The 15,064-nt window shown below is 69.7% G+C and carries 13 protein-coding genes; 9 read left to right on the forward strand and 4 right to left on the reverse strand.

Annotated elements, in window-relative coordinates:
* Positions 1 to 46 precede the first annotated feature (46 nt).
* Together ABD767_RS03445 and ABD767_RS03450 are read left to right on the forward strand one after the other, a co-directional pair.
* Positions 47 to 2,713, forward strand: coding sequence for a diguanylate cyclase domain-containing protein (locus tag ABD767_RS03445; protein WP_103044544.1), 2,667 nt, complete (start codon positions 47 to 49; stop codon positions 2,711 to 2,713).
* Complete coding sequence (locus ABD767_RS03450) at positions 2,710 to 3,429, forward strand: uracil-DNA glycosylase (RefSeq protein ID WP_103044545.1); 720 nt, start codon at positions 2,710 to 2,712, stop codon at positions 3,427 to 3,429. The genes ABD767_RS03445 and ABD767_RS03450 overlap by 4 nt, the downstream gene beginning before the upstream one ends.
* 120 nt (positions 3,430 to 3,549) lie before the next feature.
* Here ABD767_RS03450 and ABD767_RS03455 read toward each other — a convergent pair whose 3' ends face one another.
* From ABD767_RS03455 to ABD767_RS03465, 3 genes are all read right to left on the reverse strand, one after another.
* The gene (locus ABD767_RS03455) at positions 3,550 to 4,425 is read right to left on the reverse strand and encodes a DMT family transporter (RefSeq protein WP_344868223.1); all 876 of its coding nucleotides are present in this window, start codon (positions 4,423 to 4,425) and stop codon (positions 3,550 to 3,552) included.
* Positions 4,426 to 4,428: 3 nt separating this feature from the next.
* Entirely contained in the window at positions 4,429 to 5,544 is a 1,116-nt protein-coding gene (gene queA / locus ABD767_RS03460) for a tRNA preQ1(34) S-adenosylmethionine ribosyltransferase-isomerase QueA (protein ID WP_344868225.1), read from the reverse strand.
* A gap of 82 nt (positions 5,545 to 5,626) precedes the next feature.
* Positions 5,627 to 6,877, reverse strand: a complete 1,251-nt coding sequence (locus tag ABD767_RS03465) for a cyclic di-GMP phosphodiesterase (RefSeq protein WP_344868227.1) — start codon at positions 6,875 to 6,877, stop codon at positions 5,627 to 5,629.
* 74 nt (positions 6,878 to 6,951) lie between these two features.
* Between ABD767_RS03465 and recG the strand changes: the two genes are divergently transcribed.
* The 7 genes from recG to ABD767_RS03500 all read left to right on the forward strand — a co-directional run bounded on the left by recG (position 6,952) and on the right by ABD767_RS03500 (position 14,197).
* The gene (gene recG / locus ABD767_RS03470) at positions 6,952 to 9,081 is read left to right on the forward strand and encodes an ATP-dependent DNA helicase RecG (RefSeq protein WP_344868348.1); all 2,130 of its coding nucleotides are present in this window, start codon (positions 6,952 to 6,954) and stop codon (positions 9,079 to 9,081) included.
* A gap of 52 nt (positions 9,082 to 9,133) precedes the next feature.
* On the forward strand, positions 9,134 to 9,901 hold the full coding sequence (locus ABD767_RS03475; RefSeq protein WP_344868229.1) for a hypothetical protein: 768 nt from the start codon (positions 9,134 to 9,136) through the stop codon (positions 9,899 to 9,901).
* Entirely contained in the window at positions 9,898 to 10,374 is a 477-nt protein-coding gene (locus ABD767_RS03480; RefSeq protein ID WP_344868231.1) for a type II toxin-antitoxin system VapC family toxin, read from the forward strand. The genes ABD767_RS03475 and ABD767_RS03480 overlap by 4 nt, the downstream gene beginning before the upstream one ends.
* A gap of 164 nt (positions 10,375 to 10,538) precedes the next feature.
* Positions 10,539 to 11,540 (forward strand): LysR substrate-binding domain-containing protein, encoded by a 1,002-nt coding sequence (locus ABD767_RS03485; RefSeq protein WP_344868233.1) that lies wholly within the window; start codon positions 10,539 to 10,541, stop codon positions 11,538 to 11,540.
* A gap of 99 nt (positions 11,541 to 11,639) precedes the next feature.
* Positions 11,640 to 12,167, forward strand: a complete 528-nt coding sequence (locus tag ABD767_RS03490) for a Dps family protein (RefSeq protein ID WP_344868235.1) — start codon at positions 11,640 to 11,642, stop codon at positions 12,165 to 12,167.
* A 238-nt stretch (positions 12,168 to 12,405) separates the two neighbouring features.
* Positions 12,406 to 13,299, forward strand: a complete 894-nt coding sequence (gene ubiA, locus ABD767_RS03495; RefSeq protein WP_344868237.1) for a 4-hydroxybenzoate octaprenyltransferase — start codon at positions 12,406 to 12,408, stop codon at positions 13,297 to 13,299.
* A 70-nt stretch (positions 13,300 to 13,369) separates the two neighbouring features.
* Positions 13,370 to 14,197: a hypothetical protein gene (locus tag ABD767_RS03500; protein ID WP_344868239.1), complete on the forward strand. Its 828-nt coding sequence runs from the start codon at positions 13,370 to 13,372 to the stop codon at positions 14,195 to 14,197.
* Between the two features lie 15 nt (positions 14,198 to 14,212).
* Here ABD767_RS03500 and proC read toward each other — a convergent pair whose 3' ends face one another.
* Positions 14,213 to 15,049, reverse strand: coding sequence for a pyrroline-5-carboxylate reductase (proC, locus tag ABD767_RS03505; RefSeq protein WP_344868241.1), 837 nt, complete (start codon positions 15,047 to 15,049; stop codon positions 14,213 to 14,215).
* Positions 15,050 to 15,064: the final 15 nt, after the last annotated feature.

Here is a 15,064-nt window from a genome sequence, read left to right on the forward strand (position 1 = left end):
TGCCCGGAGTGCGGTAGTGTGACCCGTGGTTCGAAGGAGTCCGCGCGTGCCACCCCTGTCCGTCCCCGCTGCCCAGCGCACCCGCCGCGAATGGTGGTGGTGGCTGGCTGCCTGGCTGGTCTGTGCGGCCTTGCTGGCGCTGGGCCTGTGGCATGAATATCAGCAAACCGAGGAGCGCGAGCGCGAGCGCCTGGTGCACCAGGTGCGCACCGTCGACGCCAACCTGGCGCGCCAGCTGGTGGCCATCGACCATGTATTGCAAACCATTGTGGGCGACCTGCCGCGCTGGCAACTACGTGAAGACCTGCCGCAGTGGCTGGACGGGCGCCTGCTGTCCTTCGTCCAGGCCATGCCCAGCGTGCGCTCCATCCACCGCGAGGATGCCCACGGACGGGTGATCGCCTCCAGCGAGGCGGCGCTGCTGGGCACCGACGTCAGCGACCGGCCGCAGTTCAAGGCCGCGCGCAGCGCCGCGGCGGGCACCCTGGTCGTGGGCGCGCCGGTCGAGTCGGTGCTCGGCGGCTGGATCGTGGTGCTGGCGCGCGGCGTCTTCGATGCGCAAGGGCAGTGGGACGGCACGGTGTCGGCGGCGTTGGAGCCCGAGCAGTTCCAGACGCTGCTGCAGTCGGTGCGCTACGCCCCCGACATGGTCACCGCCGTTGCGCACGGCGACGGCGTGCGCTTTGCGCTGGCCAGCGGCGACGGCCCGGCCGCGGCCGGCGTCAGCCTGGCGCAGCCGGGAACGCTGTGGAGCCGTCACCGTGCAAGCGGCCAGCGCGAGACCGTGCTGCAGGGCACCATCCTCGACCCCGGTGGCAAGACCTACCTGATGGCGCAGCGCACGGTGCAGCCCGAGGCGCTGGCCATGGACAAGCCCTTCTACGTTGCCGCCGCGCGCGAGCTGCGCGCCGTGTTTGCCCCCTGGCGCCGGCAGCTGTGGCTGGCGGCGTTGGCCTGGCTGGGGCTGGGGCTGGCCAGCGCGGCCGCGCTGGCCGCCTTGCAGCGGCGCCGCCGCGGCCTGCTGCAGACCGAGCAGATGCTGCGCGTGCGCTGGGAGGGCGCGCTGCAGGCGACCAACCAGGGCGTGTGGGACTACGACTGCCGCAGCGGCCATGTCTACTACTCGCCCATCTGGGCGCAGATGATGGGCAGCACCGCGCAGGCCATTGGCGACCGGCTGGACGAATGGCTGCAGCGCGTGCACCCCGACGACCTGCCGCGCGTGCGCCAGCAGTGGGAGCGCCACCTGCAAGGCAGCACCGACCAGTACGAATGCATGCACCGCCTGCGGCGCAACGATGGCAGCTGGCTGTGGGTGCTCGACCGTGGGCGCATCACCGAGCGCGACGCCCAGGGCCGGCCGCTGCGCATGGTGGGCGTCAAGGTCGACGTCAGCGAGCGCCAGCAGCTGCAGGAAAAACTCGACCGCCTGGCCGACAACGTCCCCGGCCTGCTGTTCCAGTACCAGCTCGACCCCGACGGCTCCAGCCGCTATCCCTACGTCAGCCGGGGCGTGCGCGACATCTACGAATGCACGCCCGGCCAGCTGCGCCACGACGCGGGCATGGTCTTTGCCCGCCTGCACCCCGACGACCTGGCGCAGGGCTGGCCGGCGGTGGAGGCGTCGGCGCGCGACCTGACCGTCTGGCGGGCAGAATTTCGCGTGCTGCTGCCTATGCGCGGTGAGCGCTGGCTGCGCGGCGACGCGGTGCCCGAGCGCCTGGCCAACGGCGGCACGCTGTGGTCGGGCTACGTCCAGGACATCACCGAGTCCAAGCACCGCGACATCGCGCTGCAGCAGACGCAGGCCATGCTCCAGCATGTGATGCAGCTGATGCCGCTGGCGCTGTGCATGGCCGACCACACCGGCTTGTTGTATTTCCGCAACCGCCGCTTTGCCGAGATCTTTGGCTACGGTGAGGGTGAGCTGCTGACGCTTGAGCGCTGGTGGCTGGAGGTCTACCCCGACCCGGACTACCGCGCCCAGGTCATGGCCGAGTGGAGCGAGATCCAGCAGCGCGCCCGCGCGGGCAGCGGCGTGATGGACGAGCAGCTGTACCGCGTCTGGACCCGCCACGGCACGCAGCGCACCATGCGCATTGGCGGCATCGTCTTTGGCGACCACTTCCTGGCCACCTTCGTCGACCAGACCGAGCAGCAGGCCCAGGCGCAGCTGCTGCACCGCCTGGCCTACATCGACGGACTGACCGGCATTGCCAACCGGCGCCAGTTCGACGAGCAGTTGCAGGCCGAGTGGAGCCGCTGCCAGCGCAACGGCACCGCGCTGGCGGTGGTCATGATGGACATCGACCATTTCAAGGCCTACAACGACCTGTACGGCCACCCGCAGGGCGACGAATGCCTGAAGGCCGTGGCCGAGGTGCTGCAGCAGGGGCTGTCGCGCCCCTACGACCTGGTGGCGCGCTACGGCGGCGAAGAGTTCGTCTGCCTGCTGCCCGAGTGCGACCTGGCCGGCGCCAATGCCAAGGCCCAGGCGCTACTGGAGGCGGTGCGCGCGCGGGCGCTGGCGCACGCGGGATCGCCGGTGGCGCCCGTGGTCACGCTCAGCGCCGGCGTGGCCAGCCAGGTGCCCGACGTCGACACCCACCCCGCTGCCTTGCTGGCGCTGGCCGACGAGCGGCTGTACCGCGCCAAGCGCGGCGGGCGCAACCGCATCGACGACGGCGGCGCGCCCGCCACAATGGCGCCATGACCGTCTTCGACCCACCTACACAACTGCAAAGCGCGAACCCTTTGGACTGGCCGGTCGCGCCCGGCTGGCAATCGCTGGTGCACGACTTTTTTACTGCTGCGCCCGGCCGGCAGTTGCTGGACTTCCTGCAGGCGCGGCTCGCCGCCGGTGCGCGCATCTTTCCCCCCCGACCGCTGCGCGCGCTGGAGCTGACCGCGCCCGAGGCGGTGCGTGTCGTCATCCTGGGGCAGGATCCCTACCACGGCCTGGGCCAGGCCGAGGGGCTGGCCTTCTCCGTCGCGCCCGGCGTCGCGCTGCCGCCATCGCTGCGCAACATCTTCAAGGAGCTGCAGCGCGACCTGGGCGTGGCGCCGCCCGTCTTTCCTCAGCCAGGCGGCTCGCTGGTGCGCTGGGCGCAGCACGGCGTGCTGCTGCTCAACACCTGCCTGACCGTGGAGGAGGGTCGCCCCGCCAGCCACGCGGGCAAGGGCTGGGAGCGGCTGACCGACGCCGTCATTCGCCACGTGGCCGAGGGCGAGCGGCCCGTGGTCTTCATGCTCTGGGGCAGCCATGCGCAGGCCAAGCGCGCGCTCATCCCTGTCGACCGCGGCCACCTGGTGCTGTGCGCCAACCATCCCTCGCCGCTGTCGGCGCTGCGCCCGCCGCGGCCCTTCATCGGCTGCGGGCACTTTGGCCAGGCGCGGGCGTTCCGGCAGGCGCAGGAAGGCCGTGGCTGATGGCTCCTCGTGTCGCGTCAACGCCCACCAAATACCGGTTTGCACTTGTCCTCGCCACGCATTGCGGTGCTGCGGCCCGCGTCTTGCGCTGCATGCCGACGATTTCGCACGGCCCTGGCACTAGCGCGACTCGCGCACCGTCAGCCACGCGCTGGCGGCGCCGCTGAGCGCGATCAGCAGCATGCCCACGCGCGACCAGCCGTCGGGCACCTGGCCGTAGAAAAGCCAGCCCGCGATCACGGCAAAGCCGATCTGGCTGTACAGAAATGGCGTGATGGTTGCCGGCTGCGCATGGCTGTAGGCGCGCAGCAGCAGAAAGTGGCCGCAGGCGCTGGACAGCCCCATCACGAAGGTGCCCAGCCACAGCCACACGCTGGGCACGGCGGTCCACACCAGCGGCGCGCCGAGAGACATCAGCAGCGTGCCGAGCCAGCCGGTGTAGAACTGCGTCGTCGCCGGGTCTTCGCGGCGCGCCATCAGGCTGCTGAGCACCTGGTAGCCGGTGCCCATGGCCAGCATGGCCAGCGGCAGCAGCAGCGCCCAGCCGAACATGCCGCTGCCCGGGCGCAGGATGATGAGCACGCTGGCCAGGCCCGTGAGCACCAGTGTCCAGCGCGCGCGGCTGACCGGGTGGCGCAGCCACAGCGCCGCGGCCAGCGTGACGCACAGCGGAATGGCGGCGACGATCGCGGTGAACTCGGCCAGCGGCATGAAGCGCAGGCTGAAGTAGCCGAACAGGCTGGTGGCGGCAAACAGCACGGCGCGCAGCCACTGGTAGCGCAGGTGGGCGGTGCGCGGCAGCCAGGTGCCCAGGCTGCGGCGCACGTAGGCCGTGGTCAGCAGTGACTGGAACAGGTAGCGCAGCCACAGCGCCATGAACAGCGGCAGCGCGGCGGCGACGTATTTGGTCGAAGCGTCAAGGATGGCAAAGCAGGCGCAGGCGGCAATGCTCAGGGCAATGCCGGTGAGCGCGCGCGGTGGCTCGGGGACGGCCATGGTTCAGCCGGCGCGCTGCAGCAGCATCGAGTCGCCGTAGCTGAAGAAGCGGTAGTGCTGCGCCACCGCGTGGCGGTAGAGCCCCATCACGTGGTCGTAGCCGGCAAAGGCGCTGACCAGCATCATCAGCGTGCTTTTGGGCAGGTGGAAGTTGGTCACCAGCAGGTCGACCACACGCCAGTCGAAGCCCGGGGTGATGAAGATGTCGGTGTCGCCTTGCGTCTGGCCGCTCCTGGCCCACGATTCGAGCGTGCGCACCGTGGTCGTGCCGACGGCAACGACGCGCCCGCCGCGCTGGCGGCAGCGCTCAAGCGCGGCCAGCGTGGCCAGCGGAATGTCGTACCACTCGCTGTGCATGTGGTGCTCGGCCAGGTTCTCGGTCTTGACCGGCTGGAAGGTGCCGGCGCCCACGTGCAGCGTGACGCTGGCACGCTCGATGCCGCGCACGGCCAATTGCGTCAGCACCGTTTCGTCGAAGTGCAGCGCCGCCGTCGGCGCGGCGACGGCGCCGGGCGCGCGGGCGAACACCGTCTGGTAGCGCTCGGCGTCTTCCTCGGCGTCGGGGTCGTGGCCGGCGTTCTGCTGGCGCTCGATGTAGGGCGGCAGCGGCAGGTGGCCGTGCTGCGCCATCAGCTGCCACGGCGTCTCGCCCGCCGGGCCGTGCAGCGCCAGGCGAAACAGCGGGCCATCGGCGTCGGGCCAGCGCGAGAGCAGCGTTGCGTCAAAGCCGCCATGCGCGGCGCCACCGGCCAGGTGCAGGCGTGCGCCGGGCGGCGGCTTCTTGCTCACCTTCATGTGGGCGACCACCTCGTTGCCCGCGCCCTGCGCCAGCACGCGCTCGATCAACAGCTCGAGCTTGCCGCCGCTGGCTTTCTCGCCAAAGAGGCGCGCCTTGACGACGCGGGTGTCGTTGAAGACCAGCAGGTCGCCCGGGTTCAAGAGGTCGGGCAGTTCGCGAAAAATGCGGTCGACCGGGGAGGCCGCGCGCCCGTCGAGCAGGCGCGAGCTGCTGCGCTGGGCCGTGGGGTGCTGGGCGATCAGCGGCGCGGGCAGGTCGAAGTCGAAGTCGCTGAGCGTGAATGTACGGTGCGGGGGGGCGTTGGTAGCGTGTGCGGACATGGGTGCCTGAGGGCCGGACGGGCCCGTTCCAAAGCAAACCGGTGATTGTCGCACCGCGCCTGCCCGTCTGCCGTGGCCCGGGTCACCAGCGCAGGCTGGGCCGGCCGCTCCACAGCTGGGCCAGGTCGCCGAAGGGCCAGTGCCGCGGATCTTCGCGCGCGGCAATCCTGTCGCCGGCGCGCTGCTGCGCCAGGTCGACCAATTCCTCGGGAATGCGCCTGCCGGTGCGCGTCGAGAAAAACACCTTGACGTGCGGCGCCAGCAGCGCTCCCTCGGACTGCGCCACCACCACGCCCAGGCGCTCGGACTGCAGGCGCACCAGCGCGCCGACCGGGTAGATGCCGATGGCCTTGACGAAGGCCTGGAACAGCAGGTTGTCGAAGTGCGAGCGCGACCACTCGGCCATGCGGTGCAGCGCCAGCGCCGGGTCCCAGCCGCGCTTGTAGGGGCGGTCGGAGGTGATCGCGTCGTACACGTCGCAGACGGCGGCCATGCGCGCCAGCAGGCTGATGCCCGCGCCCGCCTGGCGGTGCGGGTAGCCGCTGCCGTCGATCTTCTCGTGGTGGTGCAGGCAGGCGTCGAGCACCTGCGGGTGCAGGCCGCTGCCCGCCAGCAGCTCGTTGCCGGCCACCGGGTGGCGGCGCACCACGTCGAACTCGGCGTCGGTCAGCTTGCCGGGCTTGTCCAGCAACTGCTGCGGCACGCGCGCCTTGCCCAGGTCGTGCAGCAGGCCGGCCTGGCCGGCCAGGCGCGTCGTCGCCTCGTCCAGCCCAATCTGGCGTGCCAGCGCCACCATCAACGCGCACACGGCCACCGAGTGCATATAGGTGTATTCGTTGGCCGTCTTCAGCCGCGCCAGGCTGATCAGCGCATGGGGGTTGCGCGCCATCGACGCGGAAATGCCGTCGACCAGCCGGGGCGTCGCCGCCACGTCCACCGCCTGACCCATGCGTGCGGCGTGAAACATGTCGGCGACCGCCGCGCGCGTGCCGCTGCAGATGGCGATGGCCTGCTGCAACTCCTGCGCCATCGTCGTCGGCGCAAGCGGGGGCGCCGCGGCCTGTGCGGCCAGCTGCTGCGACTGCTCCAGCAGCGCCTGCGCGTCGGCGCTGGCCTGGTCGCGGGTGACGGCGGCCGCGCCGGCGGCGGTGTCGCGCCCGCGCGTGGTGTCTATCCACACCTCCTGGATGGTCGTCGCGCGGATGCGCTGCAAGTCCTGGGCGCTGGTGAGCAGAAAGCGCGTGCGCCAGAACGGATGCTCCATCCACGAGCCGCAGAACTCATGGATGAACATACCAAGGGTCAGGTCATGCACGTGGATGCGCTTGAGCATGAAAGGCGCAGGCAGGCGTTGTGGGTGGTGCCAACCATGTTAGCCTTTTTGCCGTGCCCCAAAACGCCTCTTCCATCCCCGCCGCCACGCCGGCCGCACCTGCCGGCAAGGCCCGCGCCGGCGCGGCCGCGGCGGCCAGCCCGGCGCGCAAGGCGCTGGAAAAGCTGGGGCTGACGCGCGACATCGACCTGGCGCTGCACTTGCCGCTGCGCTACGAGGACGAGACGCGCATCACGGCGATTGCCAGCGCGCGCACTGGCGAGGTGGCGCAGATCGAGGCGGTGGTCACCGCCAGCGAGGTGCAGCTGCACCCGCGGCGCATGCTCAAGGTGATGGTCGACGATGGCAGTGCCACCTGCGAGCTGACCTTCTTCAGCTTCTACCCCTCGCACCGCAAGGCGCTGGCCGTGGGCGAGCGCCTGCGCATCCGCGGCGAGGTCAAGGGCGGCTTCTGGGGGCGGCAAATGCTGCACCCGGCGTTTCGCAAGGCCGGCGGCGATCTGCCCAGCGCGCTCACCCCCGTCTACCCGACGACGGCCCAGCTGCCGCAGGCCTATCTGCGCCGCGCCATTGCCACGGCGCTGGCCCGCGTGCAGCTGCCCGAGACCGTTCCCCACGCGCTGGCGCCGCCGCTGCCCGGCTGGGGCAGTGCGGGCGCCGGCGGCTGGACGCTGCGCGACGCGCTCATATTTTTGCACCACCCCACGCCCGACGTGGCGCTGGCCACGCTGCAGGACCACAGCCACCCGGCCTGGCAGCGCCTGAAGGCCGAGGAGCTGCTGGCCCAGCAGCTGGCGCAGCTGACCGCACGCCGTGCGCGCGAGCGCCTGCAGGCGCCGCAGCTGCGCGCCGCGGCGGGCGACGGCGCGCTGGGCGCCCAGCTGCGCGCGCTGCTGCCGTTTGCGCTGACCGGCGCGCAGGAGCGCGTGGTGCGCGAGATCGCCGCCGACCTGGCCGACCACCGCCCCATGCACCGCCTGCTGCAGGGCGACGTCGGCTCGGGCAAGACCATCGTCGCGGCGCTGGCCGCCTGCGTGTGCATCGACGCCGGCTGGCAGTGCGCGCTGATGGCGCCGACCGAAATCCTGGCCGAGCAGCACTTTGCCAAGCTGGTCGACTGGCTGGCGCCGCTGCTGGCCGCGCGCGGCCAGTGTGTTGCGTGGCTGGCCGGCGGGCAGAAGAAAAAGGAGCGCTCCGCCATGCTGGAGCTGGTCGCCAGTGGCGCGGCGGCGCTGGTCGTCGGCACGCACGCGGTCATCCAGGAGCAGGTGCAGTTCGCCCGCCTGGGCCTGGCGGTGATCGACGAGCAGCACCGCTTTGGCGTGGCCCAGCGGCTGCAGCTGCGCAAGAAGCTGGACCACCAGGGGCGCGAGCCCCACCTCTTGATGATGAGCGCCACGCCCATCCCGCGCACGCTGGCGATGAGCTACTACGCCGACCTGGACGTCTCCACCATCGACGAGCTGCCGCCCGGGCGCACGCCCGTGGTCACCAAGCTGATCGCCGACAGCCGCAGGGACGAGGTGGTGCAGCGCATTGCGCTGCAACTGGCCGCCGGGCGCCAGGTCTACTGGGTCTGCCCGCTGATCGAGGAGAGCGAGGCGCTTGACCTGACCAACGCCACCGCCACGCACGCCGAGCTGTCCGAGGCGCTGCCGGGCGTGGCCGTCGGCCTGCTGCACTCGCGCATGCCCGCGGCCGAGAAAAAGGCGGTGATGGACGCCTTCAAGGCCGGGCAGATGGGCGTGCTCGTCTCCACCACCGTGATCGAGGTCGGCGTGGACGTGCCCAACGCCAGCCTGATGGTGATCGAGCACGCCGAGCGCTTTGGCCTGTCGCAGCTACACCAGCTGCGCGGGCGGGTGGGGCGTGGCAGTGCGGCATCGGCCTGCGTGCTGCTCTACAGCGTGGGCGACAACGGCCGCCTGGGCGAGAGCGCGCGCGAGCGTCTCAAGGCCATGCTGGAGACCGCCGACGGCTTCGAGATCGCGCGGCGCGACCTGGAGATCCGCGGCCCGGGAGAATTTCTGGGCGCGCGCCAGTCGGGCGACGCGCTCCTGCGCTTTGCCGACCTGGCGCAGGACGGCGCGCTGCTCACCTGGGCGCGCGAGAGTGCGCCGCGCATGCTCGATACCCACCCGCAGCTGGCGCAGGCGCACCTGCAGCGTTGGCTGGGAGGGCGGGCGGATTTTTTGAAGGCGTGATGCTGGAGCGCTTCCCAGAGCGATCGCCGGGCAAATGCCTAAAATCTGCTGCATGGACGCGCAACCCCTTCTTTTCACCCTGGAGGAAGATTCCTCCGGGTACGAGGTATCCCCGCAACGGGTGCCGATGGCGGTGCTGCGCGCGTTTGCCAAGGACGTCGAGGATCTGCTGCGCGGGGATGGCACCGAGGTGGACGTGAGCGCCCTGGAGGTGAGCATCGTCACCGGATCGCTGGCCATTCAGACCGCCCCGATTGCCGCCCCTGGCCTGTGGCGCGACATGCGCCAGCTGGCTTCGTCGGAACGGCTCGATGGGCTGGACAAGAAACGCCGCGAAGTGATCGAACGCTGGCAAAAGCTGGCCCGCAGTGCCCGCCGCTGCGTCTTCGGCATCACGGCGCCTGGCTTGGCACAGGTGCGCGTTACTGTGGCCACCGATTTCCATGCGGACGATGCCGACCAGTGGGTGCTGGTGGAGCGTTACCTGCAGGGTGAGATCGTAGAAATGGGAGGGCTCAAGAAGGTCAATGCCCATATCCGCCTGCAGGATGGCACGCTGATTCCGGTCGAATCGGAGCGCGAGGTGTTCCGCGCCGACAAGGTGAACCGTCTCTACAAGATCGCGATGGCGCGCATCCGCGCCGAATACAACGTGGTCACACGCAAATACCGCAATGCGCGCCTGCTCGGGTTCGAGGAGCACCAGCAAACGCTCGACGAGGCCCAACTGGCACGCCTGACCGAGCGCGGCGCCAAGGCCTGGCGTGACGTACCCGGGGCCAGCGCCTGGGTCGATGCCTTGCGAGGGAGCGCGACTTGATCTCCATCCTGTTGGATACGAGCTACCTCATCACCCTGGCTGATCCCGCGCGGCCCCAGCATGACACCGCGACGCGCTACCTGCGCGAAGCCTTGGCACAGGGTTGTCCGCTGTACCTGTCGGCCATCGTCGCGTCCGAGTTCCAGGTGGGGCAGGCCGTGACGGATCTGCCCTTGCGCAACCTCCAGGTGCTGCCGTTCAACATCGACCATGCGATGACCGCCGGCAACCTCATGCGCCTGCTGCAGCGCGACCGGGGGGATGACCGCGTCGCCGTCAAGGACGACATCAAGCTGCTGGCCCAGATGGTGTGCGAGTCCATCACGCACATCCTGACGGAGGACGTAAACACGCTGGTGAAATACCTCGATCGCCTGCGCGAGCAAGGCCAGCTGTCTGCCCGGGCCATCGTGTTGGCGCAGGGATTCGATGTGTCCTGGTTCCAGAACGGGCAGAGGCCGTTGCTCGACTGAAAACCGTGAGTCAACTTCTCATCAACGACTACCTCAACCACCGTCAGCGCGCAGGCTCAGGCCATCACTGAAGCCATGCGCGCCGTGGCGCGCTGAACCACCAGCCGGGCGGTGAATTTTTCGGTAGAAAGTGTTACGGTTCGATCTTCAACGCCTGCACCACCATGACGCTCACCGAACTCAAATACATCGTCGCCGTCGCTCGCGAGAAGCACTTTGGCCGTGCGGCCGAGGCCTGCTTCGTCTCGCAGCCCACGCTGTCGGTGGCCGTCAAGAAACTGGAAGAAGAACTGGAGGTCAAGCTCTTCGAGCGCAGCGCCACCGAGGTCACGGTGACTCCGCTGGGCCAGGAGATCGTGCGCCAGGCGCAAAGCGTGCTGGAGCAGGCCGCCGAGATCAAGGAGATCGCCAAGCGCGGCCAGGATCCGCTGGCCGGCATGCTGACGCTGGGCGTGATCTACACCATCGGCCCCTATCTGCTGCCCGCGCTGGTGCACAAGGCGATTGCGATGGCGCCGCAGATGCCGCTGATGCTGCAGGAGAATTTCACGGTGCGGCTGCTGGAGATGCTGCGCACCGGCGAGATCGACTGCGCCATCCTGGCCGAGCCCTTTCCCGATGCGGGACTGGCGGTGGCGCCGCTGTATGACGAGCCGTTCCTGGCGGCGGTGCCGGCCAGCCACCCGCTGGCGAGCAGGGCGTCGGTGTCGGCCACCGAGCTCAAGAACGAGACCATGCTGCTGCTGGGGGCGGGCCACTGTTTTCGTGACCACGTGCTGCAGGTCTGCCCCGAGTTCGCGCGCTACGCGAGCAACGCCGAGGGCATTCGCCGCAGCTTCGAGGGCAGCTCGCTTGAGACCATCAAGCACATGGTGTCGGCCGGCATGGGCGTGACGCTGGTGCCGCGCCTGTCGGTGCCCGAGAGCGCGCTGGCCCCGCGCGGCCCCCACCGGCGCCAGGACGACGACGAGCTCGTCCGCTACCTGCCGATCGACGAGGACGACGGCCACGCCGCGCCCAGCCGCCGCGTGGTGCTGGTGTGGCGGCGCAGCTTCACGCGCTATGAGGCGATTGCCGCGCTGTGCAATGTCGTGCAGTCCTGCGCGCTGCCGGGCGTCACCCCGCTCGCGCAGGCGGTCTCGGTTTCGGGCTATGGGCACGATTGATATATGTCATCGTGTTTTGCGCCGATAGCAATTGATTGCGCTAGGATGAACTATCGCTTCGCACCCCGTGAAGCCGCATTGGAACAAGGAGTGAATACCATGGCCAAAGCCCCCTCAACCGTCAAGAAAGCCGCCGTGCGCAGCACCAGCGGCGCGCCGATGATCAACATCGGCATCAGCGAAAAAGACCGCGCCGCCATTGCACAAGGCCTGTCGCGCCTGCTGGCCGACACCTACACGCTGTACCTGACGACGCACAACTTCCACTGGAACGTCACCGGCCCGATGTTCAACACGCTGCATGAAATGTTCATGGGCCAGTACACCGAGCTGTGGAACGCGCTCGATACGGTGGCCGAGCGCATCCGCTCGCTGGGCCATGTGGCGCCCGGCTCGTACGGCGCGTTTGCCAAGCTCACCTCGCTGCCCGACGCGCCGTCCGAGCCGCCGGCCGCGCTGGAGATGGTGCGCATCCTGGTGCAGGATCACGAGGCCGTGGTGCGCACCGCGCGCGAGCTGTTCCCGCTGGCCGACAAGGCCAACGACGAGAACACCGCCGACCTGCTGACCCAGCGCCTGACGGTGCACGAGCAGACCGCCTGGATGCTGCGCTCGCTGCTCGAATAATTCCGTTTCTATATCGATCGAGTACGCGAAGGTGAAGCGCAGACAGTGCTGTAGCACGACAAGCGAAGCCGACAAAGTAATCGGTTGATATGGAAATGGAATAAGCGGCCATCCGCGCGCATCGCCGTGACAAGCGCCCGCCTCGTGCGGGCGTTTTTGCGATCAGGTGGGGCGCGCGTGCGCGGCGAAATAGGCCCGTCGCGCCGCGCTGGCCGGATTTGCCGCGACAATTTCCGCCATGGCTGACTCCTCCTCCATTGCCCCTGCGCGCTCGCCGCGCTCGCGCCTGGCGCTGTACCTCGACCTGATCCGCTTCAACCGCCCGGCCGGCTGGCTGGTGCTGGTCTGGCCCACGCTGGTGGCGCTGTGGGTGGCGTCGGACGGCTTTCCCGGCTGGCATCTGCTCATCGTCTTCGTGCTGGGCACGGTGCTGATGCGCAGTGCCGGCTGCACCATCAACGACATTGCCGACCGGGACTTCGACCGCCACGTCAAGCGCACCACGGCGCGCCCCATCACCAGCGGGGAGCTGTCGGTGGCGGAGGCGGCGCTGGTCGGCGCGGTGCTGGCGCTGCTGGCGCTGGCACTGGTGCTGACCACGCGCTGGGAGGCAGTCGCCTGGTCGGTGCCGGCGGTGGCCTTCACTATCCTCTACCCATTCACCAAGCGGTTTTTTGCGATGCCGCAGGCCTTTTTGGGCATTGCATTCAACTTCGGCATCGTCATCGCCTTTGCCGCGGTGCAGGGGCAGGTGCCGCTGCAGGGCTGGCTGCTGTGGCTGGCCAATCTGTGCATGGTGCTGGCTTACGACACCGAATACGCGATGGTCGACCGCGACGACGATCTCAAGATCGGCATGCGCACCTCGGCCATCACGCTGGGGCGCTTCGACGTGGCGGGCGTGGTGGGGTTTTTCGTCGCCTGCCTGCTGCTCACCGCTGCCGTGCTCTGGCCGCTGGGCCTGGGCTGGCCGCTGGTGCTGGGCCTGGGCGCGGCGGCGGCGCAGGTGGCATGGCATTTCACCTTGATCCGCGCACGTACGCGCGAGGGTTGCTTCGTCGCGTTCAGCAACAGCCACTACATGGGCGTGGCGCTGTTTGCCGGCGTGGCGCTGGGCTATGCGCTGCGCTGAGGCGGCCCCTGGCGCGGGCCCGGCGCCGGCGGGCCCGGGCGCTACCATGGCAGCTTTTGTGCATTGCGGCGTGCGGGTTCCGCTTGACGCCGGCATGCCGGCCGATGGCTTTGCGCCCACGCAGCCGCTGGAGCGCACCGGCGCCGATGCGCCCACCCGCCCGATGCCCCCCGAGGCTCTGCTGGAAGAGGGCGGATCCAGCAGCTTTGGCGCAGAAGCTGGGCAAGAGGAGGGCGGTGCCCAGCCGCCCGGCAAGGCCACGGGGCGCGCCAGGGCCGTGGCGGTGGCAGCCGGGCTCGCGCTGCTGCTGGCGGCTTATGCCTGGATGCAGGGGAGCGACGAGGTGGCGGCCGATGCACCGCAACCGGACGCCGCGGCGCCGGTTGCACAGCCGGCGCCACAGGAGGATTTGGGAGTCGTGCCGGCGCATGCAGAGATGGAGCGCGTGGAAATATCCCAAGAGCCCAAAGCGCTCAAAGAGGTGGCTGGCCCGCCTGCTGCGCCCCGGGTGGAGCAGCCGCCCGCGTTCTGGGCCATTCGCGATGGCGCAGCGGCACCCGCATCGTCTGCAGAGCCTGGCCCTGGGCCTGAGACCGAGCATGCGCCCGAGGTGACGCCCGGCCCGACACCTGCGCGTACCGAGGCGCCGGCTGTGGCTGCCGCGCCAGCCGCGGTGTCGCGGGCTCCGGCAGCGGTGGTGCCCGCCCCGGCTGCCCGCGTGCATACGGCGCCGCCCGTGGCCCATGCGGAACCGGCCAAGGTAACAACCTGCGACGGCGCCAGCTTGCTGATGCGCCCCGTCTGCTTCATCGAGGGGCCGGCCACCTTCTGGAAATGCGTGCCCGACGGCAAGCGCTGGGACAACGACATCCCTGGCTGCCGCCGCGGCCAGGGCTGAACCAGGTCCGTCTGACTATTCGCCAAACTCCTGCGCCAGTTCACGCGCGCGTTGCTCGGCGGCGCGGATGGCGGCGATGAAATGCTCGGGCACCCCCTGTGCCTGCATGTGGCTGATGGCCGCGTGCGTCGTGCCGCCCTTGCTGGTTACGCGCTGGCGCAGCACCTCGGGCGCTTCATGGGACTGCGCCGCCAGCGCCGACGCGCCCTGAAAAGTGGCCACGGCCAGCTGGCGCGCCTGCGTCGCCGGCAGTCCCATGGCGATGCCGGCCTGCTCCATGGCCTCAAGAAACAAGAACACATAGGCCGGGCCCGAGCCTGACAGCGCGGTGACTGCATCAAGCTGCGCCTCGGCCTCAACCCACAGCCACTGGCCGGTGGTGGCAATCACCTGCTCGACTTGTGCGCGGCCGGCTGAGTCCACTTCAGGGCAGGCAAACAAGCCGGTCATGCCGCGCTGCACCAGTGCCGGCGTGTTGGGCATGGCACGCACGATGCGGTCGCTGCCCAGCCAGCGCGCGATGCTGGCCGTGGGAATGCCGGCGGCCACGCTCAGGTGCAGTGCTGTTGTGGGCAGGTGCGGGGCAGCGGCGTGCGCGGCGTCACGAAAGGTTTGCGGCTTGACGGCCCAGACCACCAGGTCGGCGCGTGCAAGCGCCGCACCGGGCGCGGCCTGCGCGGTGACGCCGAAGCTTTGCAACAAGCGCGCACGCGCCTCGTCCCAGGGCTCGACCACCTCGATTTGCGCGGCAGGCTGGCCTTGGGCAATCAGTCCGCCGATCAAGGCGTTGGCCATGTTGCCGCCGCCGATGAAGGCAATGGTGAGGTGCGTTGTTGTGGTGTGCGTTGGCATCGAAGGCCTCGAAAA

Origin of the sequence: Comamonas faecalis, assembly GCF_039538025.1 — a bacterium.
GTDB classification, from domain to species: domain Bacteria; phylum Pseudomonadota; class Gammaproteobacteria; order Burkholderiales; family Burkholderiaceae_C; genus Comamonas_C; species Comamonas_C faecalis.

Excerpts from the sequence above, each read along its gene's own strand:
- ABD767_RS03465 (WP_344868227.1), bottom strand. The coding sequence starts at position 6,877 with ATGCTCAAGCGCATCCACGTGCATGACCTGACCCTTGGTATGTTCATC.
- ABD767_RS03450 (WP_103044545.1), top strand. The coding sequence starts at position 2,710 with ATGACCGTCTTCGACCCACCTACACAACTGCAAAGCGCGAACCCTTTG.
- ABD767_RS03475 (WP_344868229.1), top strand. The coding sequence starts at position 9,134 with ATGGACGCGCAACCCCTTCTTTTCACCCTGGAGGAAGATTCCTCCGGG.
- ubiA (WP_344868237.1), top strand. The coding sequence starts at position 12,406 with ATGGCTGACTCCTCCTCCATTGCCCCTGCGCGCTCGCCGCGCTCGCGC.
- ABD767_RS03455 (WP_344868223.1), bottom strand. The coding sequence starts at position 4,425 with ATGGCCGTCCCCGAGCCACCGCGCGCGCTCACCGGCATTGCCCTGAGC.
- ABD767_RS03485 (WP_344868233.1), top strand. The coding sequence starts at position 10,539 with ATGACGCTCACCGAACTCAAATACATCGTCGCCGTCGCTCGCGAGAAG.
- queA (WP_344868225.1), bottom strand. The coding sequence starts at position 5,544 with ATGTCCGCACACGCTACCAACGCCCCCCCGCACCGTACATTCACGCTC.
- ABD767_RS03490 (WP_344868235.1), top strand. The coding sequence starts at position 11,640 with ATGGCCAAAGCCCCCTCAACCGTCAAGAAAGCCGCCGTGCGCAGCACC.
- proC (WP_344868241.1), bottom strand. The coding sequence starts at position 15,049 with ATGCCAACGCACACCACAACAACGCACCTCACCATTGCCTTCATCGGC.